9 protein-coding genes and 1 pseudogene are annotated in these 11,362 nt (G+C 73.6%); 7 read left to right on the forward strand and 3 right to left on the reverse strand.

Translation table 11 applies throughout. The features are described 5' to 3' along the window. Nucleotides 1-386: 386 nt before the first annotated feature. Nucleotides 387-566 carry an antitoxin gene (locus ACWGIS_RS01260; protein WP_453360332.1) on the reverse strand — a complete coding sequence of 60 codons (180 nt, stop codon included), beginning with the start codon at nucleotides 564-566 and terminating at the stop codon, nucleotides 387-389. Between the two features lie 159 nt (nucleotides 567-725). Here ACWGIS_RS01260 and ACWGIS_RS01265 point away from each other — a divergent pair, with 159 nt between their 5' ends. Next, on the forward strand, nucleotides 726-1,439 hold the full coding sequence (locus ACWGIS_RS01265) for an HNH endonuclease family protein (protein WP_453360333.1): 714 nt from the start codon (nucleotides 726-728) through the stop codon (nucleotides 1,437-1,439). Nucleotides 1,440-1,671: 232 nt separating this feature from the next. On the opposite strand, the gene ACWGIS_RS01270 is transcribed toward ACWGIS_RS01265, so the two are convergent. After that, complete coding sequence (locus ACWGIS_RS01270; RefSeq protein WP_453360334.1) at nucleotides 1,672-2,418, reverse strand: hypothetical protein; 747 nt, start codon at nucleotides 2,416-2,418, stop codon at nucleotides 1,672-1,674. Between the two features lie 226 nt (nucleotides 2,419-2,644). Here ACWGIS_RS01270 and ACWGIS_RS01275 point away from each other — a divergent pair, with 226 nt between their 5' ends. The 6 genes and pseudogenes from ACWGIS_RS01275 to ACWGIS_RS01300 all read left to right on the forward strand — a co-directional run bounded on the left by ACWGIS_RS01275 (nucleotide 2,645) and on the right by ACWGIS_RS01300 (nucleotide 9,476). Then, nucleotides 2,645-4,714, forward strand: coding sequence for an N-6 DNA methylase (locus ACWGIS_RS01275; protein ID WP_453360335.1), 2,070 nt, complete (start codon nucleotides 2,645-2,647; stop codon nucleotides 4,712-4,714). Between the two features lie 132 nt (nucleotides 4,715-4,846). Continuing rightward, entirely contained in the window at nucleotides 4,847-5,452 is a 606-nt protein-coding gene (locus ACWGIS_RS01280) for a hypothetical protein (RefSeq protein ID WP_453360336.1), read from the forward strand. A 38-nt stretch (nucleotides 5,453-5,490) separates the two neighbouring features. Further along, entirely contained in the window at nucleotides 5,491-6,984 is a 1,494-nt protein-coding gene (locus tag ACWGIS_RS01285; protein WP_453360416.1) for a protein kinase domain-containing protein, read from the forward strand. Beyond that, a pseudogene (locus ACWGIS_RS01290) lies at nucleotides 6,944-7,342 on the forward strand (glycoside hydrolase domain-containing protein); the annotation flags it as partial. The gene ACWGIS_RS01285 and the pseudogene ACWGIS_RS01290, both read left to right, overlap by 41 nt. A 218-nt stretch (nucleotides 7,343-7,560) precedes the next feature. Then, nucleotides 7,561-8,217, forward strand: coding sequence for a SurA N-terminal domain-containing protein (locus ACWGIS_RS01295; RefSeq protein WP_453360337.1), 657 nt, complete (start codon nucleotides 7,561-7,563; stop codon nucleotides 8,215-8,217). Nucleotides 8,218-8,477: 260 nt separating this feature from the next. Further along, the gene (locus ACWGIS_RS01300; RefSeq protein ID WP_453360417.1) at nucleotides 8,478-9,476 is read left to right on the forward strand and encodes a nucleoside triphosphate pyrophosphohydrolase; all 999 of its coding nucleotides are present in this window, start codon (nucleotides 8,478-8,480) and stop codon (nucleotides 9,474-9,476) included. Nucleotides 9,477-9,714: 238 nt separating this feature from the next. Here ACWGIS_RS01300 and ACWGIS_RS01305 read toward each other — a convergent pair whose 3' ends face one another. Then, entirely contained in the window at nucleotides 9,715-11,193 is a 1,479-nt protein-coding gene (locus ACWGIS_RS01305) for a globin domain-containing protein (protein WP_453360338.1), read from the reverse strand. Nucleotides 11,194-11,362: the final 169 nt, after the last annotated feature.

The following is an 11,362-nucleotide window of genomic DNA, read 5'->3' on the forward strand; positions in this document are numbered from 1 at the left end:
GTGCCGACGGCGCCGTCACTCTCCACGCCCGCCCGTGGGGAAGCCCGCGCTCCGCACGGCACGCAGTCGGTGCCGTGCACGGCAGGATGCCTGCGCCTCACACGGGAGGATGCCTGCGCCTCGCACGGCAGGATGCCTGCGCCTCGCAGGGGACGCGATTCCCGGGCCTGCACGGGAGGGTGCCTGGCCCCGCACAGGACGATGTCCGCGCCCCGCACAGGACGATGTCCGCGCCCCGCACAGGACGAAGCCGCCCGGGGAGAAGAATCTCCGGACGGCTGAACTCCCTCGGGCGGCGAGGCGTCGGGACCTGCGCGCGGCCGGATCGCTGTCCGCGTGGACGGAGTTCGGGCGGTGCCCTCTCGGGCTGCCTGCCTGCTTACGGGCTACGGCCTGTCGGGGTCGTCGCGGCGCATCCCCATGCGGTCCTCGGCCTGTTGCTGCGCCTTGTCGACCTGTTCCGCGTACTTGTCGCCCGTCCGCTTGTTGATCTCGCGCTCGGCGGTGTCGGACATGTTCGGACCCTTGTCCCGCGCGTGGCTCTTGAACCTGTCGAAGATGCCCATCCAGAGCTCCTTCCAGAGGTGACTCACTCCGACGATACGCCTGGCATACGGCAATTGCCCGTTGAGGCCCGGTATGGCCCGCGCATCCCGGCCGCTACGGTGGAGATCAGCGAGGACCGCCCGTGCGGGGTGGCTCGACAGCGCAAGGGGAGGGGTGTCGTGGTGCGTCCGAGGGGTGGGGTGGCCGCCGCTGTTCTGGTGCTGCTGGCCGTCAGCGGCTGCGCGGAGCAGACGACGGGTGTCGCGGGACCCGAGGACACGGCGGCCGGCGGCGCCGCGCTCACCGCCGTGGACTCGCTGACCGTCAAGGGGCGTGCGCCGAAGACCGGTTACGACCGTGATCGGTTCGGCACCGCGTGGGCCGACACGGACTCCAACCGCTGCGACACCCGGGACGACATCCTCAAACGGGACCTGGAGGACGTGAAGTTCAGCGACGGCAAGTGCAAGGTCAGCTCGGGAAGGCTGGACCCGGATCCCTACACGGGCAAGGACGTGGAGTTCGCGCGCGGCCGCAGCCAGGTGGACATAGACCACCTGGTCGCGCTCTCCGACGCCTGGCAGAAGGGCGCCCAGAAGTGGGAGGCGAGCAAGCGCATCGCGCTGGCCAACGATCCGCTCAACCTGCTCGCCGTCGACGCCGGGACGAACCGCAGCAAGGGTGACGGCGACACGGCGACGTGGCTGCCGCCCAACAAGCGCTACCGCTGCACGTACGTCGCCGCCCAGGTGGCCGTGAAGAGGAAGTACGGGCTGTGGGTCACCGGCGCCGAGAAGGCCGCCATGAAGCGGGTGCTCTCGGGCTGCCCCGGCCAGAAGCTCCCGGAGGGCGGAAACCCGACCCGGGCACCGGAACGCTTCCACGCGGGCTGACCGTCCCCGACGCGAACGCCGTTGCGGTGCCGTGGGACGCGACCCCGGTGTAGTCGTACCACTCGGTCCCCGGCGGGACGCGATACCCCGGTGCAAGTCCCGCGAATCGGGACTCGGTTGAGCGCGAGCCCGGTGTTTCCGACGCGAGCCCCGGCGGTCCGCTGCGGCCGGACGGGCTGTCCGGTCCGGTGGGCCGGGGCGGCCGCTCGGGCGGCTTGCGGCGGGCGCGGTCCTAGCCGAGCTTGTCCAGGTCCATGACCTTGCCCTTGGGGGCGTCGGCCGGGACCGGCTCGTCGTAGTCGCTGAAGGTCAGGGTGCCCGGGTCCTTGGCGGACTTGCTGACGACCTTCAGGATGTACGGCTTGCCCTCGGTCGCCACGTAGGTGGTGTAGCGGTCCTTGCCGTCCTTCTCGTGCAGGAGGATCGCCGGGGTGCCGTCGACCGACGAGGTCTTGCCGCGGGTGGCGTCGGAGTTCACGTTCCCGGTCTCGGCGAGCACCGTGTCGAGGTCGCAGAAGCTCGCCATCTCCTTGGCGTCCGCGCTGGTCGCGGCCATCTTGGTCCAGCGGCCCGCGAGCAGTTCCACGACGCCCTCGGTCTCCTCCTTCGAGTCGCCCTTGCCCTGCTCGCGCAGGAACGCCTCGTCGTACTTCATGTAGAGGGTGTCGCCGGTCTTGATGAGTTCGGCCTGGCCCTTGTCCCCGAGGCCGACGGTGCCGGCGCACTGGCCCTTCGTGTCCATGGCCATGTCGAGCCGGATGGTGCCGCCGCTCTCCTCGTCGGGGACGTCCCCCTTCATGCGGAGCGACTCGGCGTTCTTGGTGGCCTTCACGGCGCGTTCGGCGATCTCGCCGCCGGTCAGTCCGGCGAACGGACCCTTCGGCTTGTTGTCCGCCTTGTCCTCGCCGGACTGGCAGCCGGTGAGGCTCAGGGTGGCCGCGGCGGCGAGGCAGACAGCGGCAAGTGCGGTTCGGCGCATGGGAGTTCCTCCAGGTGAGAGGTGGACGGTGGACGCACGGGGCCGGCCCGACGCGAGGCGCTGGGCGCTGCGACGGCGGCGCCGTTCGATGGGTCAATCACAGCAGACCATGTGAACCGAGTCAACACGGTTCACAGAACCTCTTGTGTACACGGCCGTGAATCGGTAGATCTTGCGTACGCCGGTATGCTCGACGCCACACGACAGGTAGAGGGGAGCCGGGCGCGTGCAGGAGAACGGGACAGAGGTGACCGCCGCCGGTATCGCGCGGCTCGCCGGGGTCGGCCGTGCGGCCGTCAGCAACTGGCGCCGCCGCCACGCCGACTTCCCCAAGCCCGTCGGCGGCACCGAGAGCAGCCCGTCCTTCGCGCTGCCCGAGGTCGAGGCATGGCTGCGCGACCAGGGCAAGCTCGCCGAGGTCCCGTTGCGCGAGCGCGTGTGGCAGCACCTCGCGGGCCACCCCGACGGACCGGTGACCGCCCTCGTGCACGCGGGCTGCGGCCTCCTGCTCATCCACGACCGGCCCACCGTGTGGCTGGAGCTGAGCGCGACCTCCGACGAGCGGCTCGCCGGACTCCTGCCCGCCGCCCTCGAACAGGTGCTGACCCCGCGCTTCGGCGCCCCGCGCGACCGCGCCGTTTCCACCCCCTCCGCCGCCGAACTCCTGCCGTCGGCACCCCTGTTGCGCGGCGCCGCCGAACTCGCCGCGGAACTCGGCGCGCGGCAGACGTACGAGTTCCTGCTCGGCCGGCATCTGGACGCCAACCCGCGGCAGTACACCCTCACCCCCGGCGGCCTCGCCACGCTGATGGCCGAACTCGCCGGCCCCGCCCGCACCGTGCTCGACCCGGCCTGCGGCACCGGCGCCCTGCTGCGCGCGGTGGGAGCCGAACCGGGCCAGGAGCTGTACGGGCAGGACAGCGCCCCCGAACTGGCCGCGCTGACCGCGCTGCGGCTGGCCCTGCACACACGGGCGGCCGTCCGCACCGCCGCCGGCGACACCCTGCGCGCGGACGCACACGAGAGCGTGCGCGCCGACGTGGTGCTGTGCCACCCGCCGTTCAACGAACGCAACTGGGGCCACGACGAACTGGCCTACGACGCCCGCTGGGAGTACGGCTTCCCGGCCCGCACCGAGTCCGAGCTGGCCTGGGTCCAGCACGCGCTGGCCCGGCTCCGGGAGGGCGGCACCGCCGTCCTGCTCATGCCTCCCGCCGCCGCCTCCCGCCGCTCCGGCCGCCGGATCCGCGCCGACCTGCTGCGCCGCGGCGCCCTGCGCGCCGTGATCGCCCTGCCGGCCGGTGCCGCGCCGCCGTACAACATCCCCCTTCACCTGTGGGTGCTGCGCCGGCCCGGGAAGGCGCCCGCGCAGCCCGAGCTGCTGCTCGCCGACACCGCCGCGCCCGCCGAGGCGGGGGGCTCCCCGGCCGAGCGGGTCCGGGAGACCGGCGGCGGCCGGGCCGGCCTCGACTGGCAGGCCGTGCGCACCGCCGTCCTGGACGCCTGGCGGCCCTACGAGCGCACCGGGACGGCCCCCGAGCGCCCCGGCCTCAGCCGTTCCGTGCCGGTCATCGACCTCCTCGACGACGACGTGGACCTCGCTCCCGCCCGTCATCTGCCGCCGCCCGCCGAGGCCGGCGGCGCCGAACAGCTCGCGACCGTGCGCGAACGCCTCGGGGAGACCCTGCGGCTGACCGCCGACCTGGCACCGCAGGCCGCCGGGGAGGACGGACCGGCGCACTGGCCGCTCACCACCGTCGGCGAACTGGCGCGCGGCGGCGCCCTGTTGCTGCGCACCGGCGGCAGCAGCGCTCCCGCGCGCGTGCCCGTGCTCACCGACCACGACGTCCTCGCCGGCACCGCGCCCTCCGGCACCCTGCCCGAGGGCGAGGAGGAAGCCGTCCTGGTCGAGGCGGGCGACGTCGTCGTGCCCGTGCTCGGCGGCGGGTCGATCGCACGCGTCGTCGACGAGCGGACCGCGGGAGCCGCCCTCGGCCGCAACCTCACCCTGCTGCGCCCCGACCTGACCGCGCTCGACCCGTGGTTCCTGGCCGGCTTCCTGCGCGGCACCGCCAACAACCGGCAGGCCAGCAGCTACGCGTCCACCGCGACCCGGCTCGACGTGCGCCGCCTCCAGCTGCCCCGGCTCCCGCTCGGCCAACAGCGCCGCTACGGCGAGCGGTTCCGCGCGCTCAGCGAGTTCGAGGACGCGCTCAGGCTCGCCGGCCGCCTCGGCGAGCAGCTCGTACGGGGCATGTACGACGGGCTGACGGACGGCACGGTCGCGCCCGGCTGAGCCGCACGGCACGGCACGACGTGATCAGCACGACAACGGTTCGGTACAACCCGGGACCGGTGACGCTTGTCGGCCTATACGCTCGGACTTCCAGCTCACCTGTCCATCCCATCAGGCCCTCCGGGAGCAGCCATGCACGGCCACGGCTACGCGCCGCCTCCGCCGAAGCGACCCTCGACCGGGGCGCTGGTCGTGCTGCGTGTGATCTTCGCGGCGGTGCCGCTGCTGACCATCGGATTCCTCGCCTGGGTCTCGTTGTTGCGGGTCGCCATCGTCACCCGCCGCGCCGCGGACTGGTGGATCTTCGTGGGTTCGCTCGTGGTCCTCGGCATCAGCTTCGCGTTCCTCAGCACCGACCGCACCGACGACTTCAGCAGCCCGAACGGCAACGTCGGCATGATCATCCTGCTGCTGAACGCCGTCGCCTGCACCGCCTACTTCCTGTTCGCGGACATCCGCCACTACGCCCGGCTCCCCGTGACCGGCTATGTGCCGCCGCAGCCGCACGCCGCGCACTACGGCTACCCCCAGCCCGCGCCGTACCCCGTCGCGCACCCCGCGACCCCCGTGCCGCACACGCCCTTCGCGCACACCCCCGTGCCGGAGACCCCCGTGCCCGGCACGCCCGCCCCGCCCACGCGTCCCGCTCCCGCCCGGATCGACCAGGTGCGCGCCGAGCTCGACGAGCTCAGCGACTACCTGCGCAAGCACGACGGCGGCCACGAGGACGGCAGGTGAGCGTGGCGACGGGACGCGTGGTCGCCGACCGCTACGAGCTGTCCACGCTCATCGGGCAGGGCGGCATGGGCCAGGTCTGGACGGCGTACGACCGGCGCCTGGACCGGCGTGTCGCCGTCAAGCTGCTGCGCCCCGACAAGGTCGCGGGCCAGGAGGCCGACGAACTGCGCCGCCGCTTCGTGCGCGAGTGCCGCGTCACCGCGCAGGTCGACCACCCCGGTCTCGTCACCGTCCACGACGCGGGCAGCGAGGGCGAGGAACTGTTCCTCGTCATGCAGTACGTCGACGGAGCCGACCTCTCCGACCACCTCGCCGAGCACGACCCCTACCCCTGGCAGTGGGCGGTCGCCGTCGCCGCGCAGCTGTGCGCCGTGCTCTCCGCCGTGCACGCGGTGCCGATCGTCCACCGCGACCTGAAGCCGCGGAACGTGATGGTCAAGCAGGACGGCACGGTCACCGTCCTCGACCTCGGCGTCGCGTCCGTCATGGACACCGACACCACCCGCCTCACGCACACCGGCTCGCCCATCGGCAGCCCCGCCTACATGGCGCCCGAGCAGGCGATGGGCGGCGCGGTCGGCCCGTACACCGACCTGTACGCGCTCGGTGTGCTGATGCACGAACTCCTCAGCGGGGACGTGCCGTTCTCGGGTTCCACCGCCCTCGGCGTCCTGCACCGCCACCTCTACGAGCCGCCGCTCCCCGTGCGCCGGATGCGGCCCGAGGTGCCGGAGGCCCTGGAGCACCTGGTGCTGCGGCTGCTCGCCAAGGACCCGCAGCACCGCCCCGGCTCCGCTCAGGAGACGTACGAGCAGTTGCTGCCGCTGCTGCCCGCGCGCGGCATGCCCTCGGGCGCGCCGCTCGACCCCACGCGCCCCTTCCTGCGCCCGCACGCGCCCTGGCCGGACCGCGCCCGCATCCCCGCGCCGCAGCCGTCCGCGGCGGCCGCGGCAACGACCGGGGTCGAGAAGCCCGACGTCGCCGGTGCCGTCGACGAGGTCAAGCGGCTGCTCGGCGAGGGCCGCATCACCCAGGCCGTCGACATCCTCGGCGCGATCCTCCCGGCCGCCGCCGCCCAGCACGGCGAGCACTCGCCCGTCGTGCGCACCCTGCGCAAGCAGTACGCGGCCACCCTCATGGACGACGGCCAGTACCGCCGTGCCCTGCCCGAGCTGCGCCGCCTCGCCGACGAGCGGGCCGCCGAGGCCGGACAGGCCGACACGCAGTCGCTGCGCTTCCGCTACGAGGCCGCCCAGTGCCTGGAACAGCTCGGCGAACCCGCCGCCGCGCTCGCCGAGTACCGCGCCCTGCTGCCGTACTACGAGAACCAGTACGTCGCCGGCGACCCCGAGCTGTCCCTGGAGGTCCGCCGCCGCATCGGCCACCTGCTGCTCGCCCTCGGCGACCGGCCCGCCGCCCACGACACCCTGGCCCGGCTGCTGCACGACGTCGAGCGGCTGAAGGGCCCCGGGCATCCGGTCGCCGCGGAGGTCCGCCGCACCCTCCAGTGGCTGGGCCAGGTCCGCGGCTGACCGAGCCGCCGGACGCCGCCACGCGCGCGGCATGAAGGCGGGCAGCCAGGTCTACGTCCGCGCCTTCGACCAGACCCTGCACGCCAAGACGTACCGCACCGGGTTCTACGGCTTCCGCAGTTCCAGCGCCAAGGCGATCGCCGACGCGGCCGACCGCACCGACCTGCCGGGCAACCTCTGGTACGCGCTGTGGGACAAGCAGAACACCACGACCGCCGACTGGCCGTTCGCGGCCGACCGCTGGACGAACCACAGCCGCGCCCACCAGTACATGGTCAACAGCAAGGAGTCGCGCGGCGGTTACACGATCACCGTGGACCGCGACGCCTGGGACGCACCGGTGGCGATCACGGGCTGACGCCCCGCCCGGCCGGCCCCGGCACCCCTGCCGCCGGGTCCGCGTCGGCAGGGGTGCCGGGGCCGGTCCGGCGGTCCGGCGGCGGACACGCGGGCGCGAGGGTGCCCGAAGTCCTCGCGAATCGTTGGTCGAATGGGTGGCCGAGAGCTGAGCCACTGCCTAACATCGATCACCGCAAGACCTTGTGCACCGTCGCACAATCTCCTCGGGAGGCTTCCTTGCACCGCCGCCGTCGCACCGCGCTCGTCCTCTCCGCCGCGATCATCGCCGCGGCCCCCCTGCTCACCGCCTGCGGCAGCGACGCGCACCCCGGCGCCGCGGCCGTCGTGGGCGGCCAGCGGATCACGGTCGGCCAGCTGGAGAGCCGGGTGAACGAGGTACGCGTGGCACAGCGGGACGCCACCAAGGACGACGCCCAGTACGAGCAGGCCGTCGCCAAGACCGGCAGCCTGACCCGCGACACCCTGCACAGCCTGGTCCTGGACCGGGTCCTGGCACGCGCCGCCGAGGACGCGGGCGTGCGCGTCACCCGCAAGGACACCCAGCAGATGCGCGCCGGCCTGGAACGGCAGGCGGGCGGCGCCAAGGCGCTGGAGACGGCCTGGCTCCAGCAGTACGGCGTCGCTCCCCAGCGTCTCGACGACAGCCTCCGCACCGAGATCGAGGCGCAGAAGCTCGCCGCCGCGCTCGGCGCCGACATGAACACCGAGGCGGGCAAGGCCACGTTCTGGAAGGCCATGTCCGACGCCTCCAAGAAGCTGCACGTCGACCTGAACCCCCGCTACGGCACCTGGGACGTCGAGAAGAGCAGCCGCGTCGACGCGAAGACCCCGTGGCTGCGGGACATCACGGCGGCGGCCCAGAAGCCCGCCTAGGCCGTCGTCCGGATCGAGCCGGCCGAGCGGGACGAACCGTCGGCTACGACCGGCCTGACCATCGCGAGAAACCCTGGCCACGCGGCCGGTGGGCTGTGGACAAACGGTTCAGCCCGCCGGCGGGCGGCCGCTGCCTGTGGACAACCGCCGGGGGTGTCGGCCGGGTGGGTTACGTTCGAAGGGTGAACGCAACCAGCCTCGACGGCGATCCGAACGCGAGCGGCTCCGGGACCGGCGCCGCACCCGGCCCCGACACCTCCGTGCCCGGCACCGGCGCCCCCGGCCGTATCGTCCTGCTCACCACCAGCCACCGCGTCGCGCCCGGGCTGTTGTCCTGGCCGGCCTGGCAGGCGCTGCACGCGGCCGACCGCGTCCTGTGCGCGGACGGCGCGCACCCCCAGCTGCCGTACCTGCGCGAGGCGGGCGTCCCGGTCGACGAGGCGTCCCCGACCGCCGAGGAACTGCTCGACCACTGCGCGGGCGGACGCACGGTGGTCGTCGTCGCCACCGGCGAGGGCGAACCGCGGCTGACCGACGGACTCGCGCGTCTGGCCGGTAGCGGACGCGTGCAGATGCCGGAGCTGGAGCTGCTCCCCGCCTCGTACGACCTGCCGGGCGCCCGGCTCCTGGACCTCGTCCAGGTCATGGACCGCATCCGCGTCGAGTGCCCGTGGTCGTCCCGGCAGACCCACCAGGGCCTCGCGAAGTACGGCATCGAGGAGGCGTACGAGCTGGTCGAGGCCATCGAGGAGGGCGACCGGGACGAGCTGCGGGAAGAACTCGGCGACGTCCTGCTCCAGGTCGTCTTCCACGCCCGGATCGCGGAGGAGGGCAGCCCCGAGGACGGCTCCGAGCCCTTCTCGATCGACGACGTGGCGGGCGGCATCGTCACCAAGCTCATCCACCGCCACCCCCACGTCTTCGGGGACGCGTCCGCCACGACCCCCGAGGAGGTCAAGGAGCACTGGATGCGCACCAAGGCGGAGGAGAAGCGCCGTACCTCGGTGACGGAGGGCATCCCCCTCGGGCAGCCCGGTCTGGCGCTGGCGGCGAAGCTCGCCTCGCGCGTCCGCACGGCCGGCCTCGACGTCCCGCTGCCCCGGGGCGAGGGCGTCGGGTACGAGCTGCTGGCCGCGGCGGCACGCGCCGAGGAGGCCGGCGTCGACCCGGAGACGGCCCTGCGCGCGGCGGCCCGCGCCTACCGGGACGCGATCAGAGCGACGGAGGAGTCGGGAACGGGCGACGTGGGCGAGAGCTGAGGGTCACGGGAATCCGGGGCGGCGGGCTTCGGGGGCGGGCTTCGGGGCCGGCACGCAGGGGTGCGGGGTTGCCCCGCTCCGGGACTGTCGGCGCCGTGAGGCTGTGGAGTTGCAGGACGTCGGGCCCCCGAGGCTCCGGGACTTCCGGTGCTGCGGGACCAGGGGCGGGACCTCTGTCAGTGCCGGTGCGGGCCCGGGTGCCGGTGCCGGCACCGTGTCTGTGCCGGGGCGGATCCGGTCAGTGGCCGGGCTCGCGGCCCGACGGGTTGTGCCAGCTCGGTCGCGTCCGGTCCAGGAACCACTCGGCGGGGCCCGAGGGCCGGGGGTCGGACTCCCGCACGGTCGGGAGCAGGTCGTGGAAGATCCGCTCGGGCGCGGTGCCGAGGGCGGGGAGGGCGTCGCCGATCTCCTCGACGAGCTTGGCCGGTCCGGCGAGATACACGTCGTGCTGGGCCCAGTTGGCGCGGTTTCCGAGGGCCGTGAGCAGGCGCTCGGTGGCCTGCGCCTTGGGCCGGCCGGGCGCGGGCGTGATGAAGGTGACGGCCAGCCGGGGGAGACGCGCGCGCAACTCCTCGATGGAGGCGCGGTCGTAGACGTGGGCGAGATCGCGGGCCACGACGAAGAGGCGGGAGTCGTACGGCGCTTCGTCCCGCCCCGCGAGCCCGGGCTGCGCGGCGTTCTCGCCCTGCCCGGCGTCCTCACCGGGCCCGGCGTGTTCACTGCGCTCGGAGTGTTCGGTGTCGGGATGTTCGCGGTGCCCGGCGTCTGTGTGGTGCCCGGCGTCTTCGCCGGGTCCGGTCCGCGCTCTCCACTCGGTCGGCCCGTTCCGTCCGTGCCGCTCGGGGCACCGGCTCCGCGGGCCTCGCTCGCCGCGCCGGCTCCGTTCGCTTTCCCGGAGCCCTTCGAGCCGGACCAGTTGCTCCAGGAGGGCCTTGACGGGCGCCCAGCCGGTCCCGGCGGCGACGAAGGTGACGGGCCGGTCCTCCGGGGGCCGCAGCGTCAGCCCGCCGCCCGGCGCGCCCAGCCGGAGCACGTCGCCCTCGCGGGTCTGCCGCACCAGGGCGGTGGACAGGACCCCTCCCTCCACCCTGCTGACGTGGAGGTCGAGCGTACGGTCGGGCCGGGGCGCGTTGCCCACCGAGTAGGGGCGCCAAATCCCCGGTAAGTAGGGGACGTTGACGCTGACGTACTGACCGGGGAGGTGGGTGAGGGGACGGGCGGGCCGCAGCGTCAGGACGACGACGTCCTCCCCGTACCGCCGGCGCGCGACGATCTCGGCGTCCCACCAGGGAGGTTCGTCGTCGTTCTCCGCCGCCCAGGCGCCCTGGAGCATCGCGTCCGCGATCGTCGCGTACGCCTCTCCCCACGCCTTCTCGACCTCCGCGTTCCACGCCGACCCCGCGACCGCGGCGAACGCGGCGATCAGGCTCGTGCCGACGGCCGTGTAGTGCGCCGGATCCGCCAGGTACTTGCGGTGGTCCCGTCCCAGTTCCCCGAGGTACCCCGCCAGCGTCGGGTCCTCCAGTCGTCCCACGACCTGGGTGAGGGCCGCGAACAGCCGGTCCCGCTGCCGCTGCATGTCGTCGGGGAAGTCCAGCGGGAAGAGCCCGCGGATGTCCGGGTGGTGCCGGAACAGGTGCGAGTAGAAGTACTTGACCGCGAACTCGGCCCGTCGTTCGACGACCGCGAAGCTGGATCTGAGTATTTCGGGGTCCACGGGCGGAATGTAGGGAGGTCGCGAGCCGCGAAGTCAAGTCGCGGGCTATTTGCGGACAGTCCGGGGTGAAGTGTCCGGGCGCGGGGGAGGGCGTCGCTGAACACCCTTGTCCGAGGGTGTCCGGCGGCGGTCCGCGAGGGGACGGGAACGCGCGGGAACTGTCCCTCCG

Source organism: Streptomyces sp. NPDC054842 (assembly GCF_053611025.1).

Excerpts from the sequence above, each read along its gene's own strand:
- ACWGIS_RS01260 (WP_453360332.1), bottom strand. The coding sequence starts at position 566 with ATGGGCATCTTCGACAGGTTCAAGAGCCACGCGCGGGACAAGGGTCCG.
- ACWGIS_RS01270 (WP_453360334.1), bottom strand. The coding sequence starts at position 2,418 with ATGCGCCGAACCGCACTTGCCGCTGTCTGCCTCGCCGCCGCGGCCACC.
- ACWGIS_RS01280 (WP_453360336.1), top strand. The coding sequence starts at position 4,847 with ATGCACGGCCACGGCTACGCGCCGCCTCCGCCGAAGCGACCCTCGACC.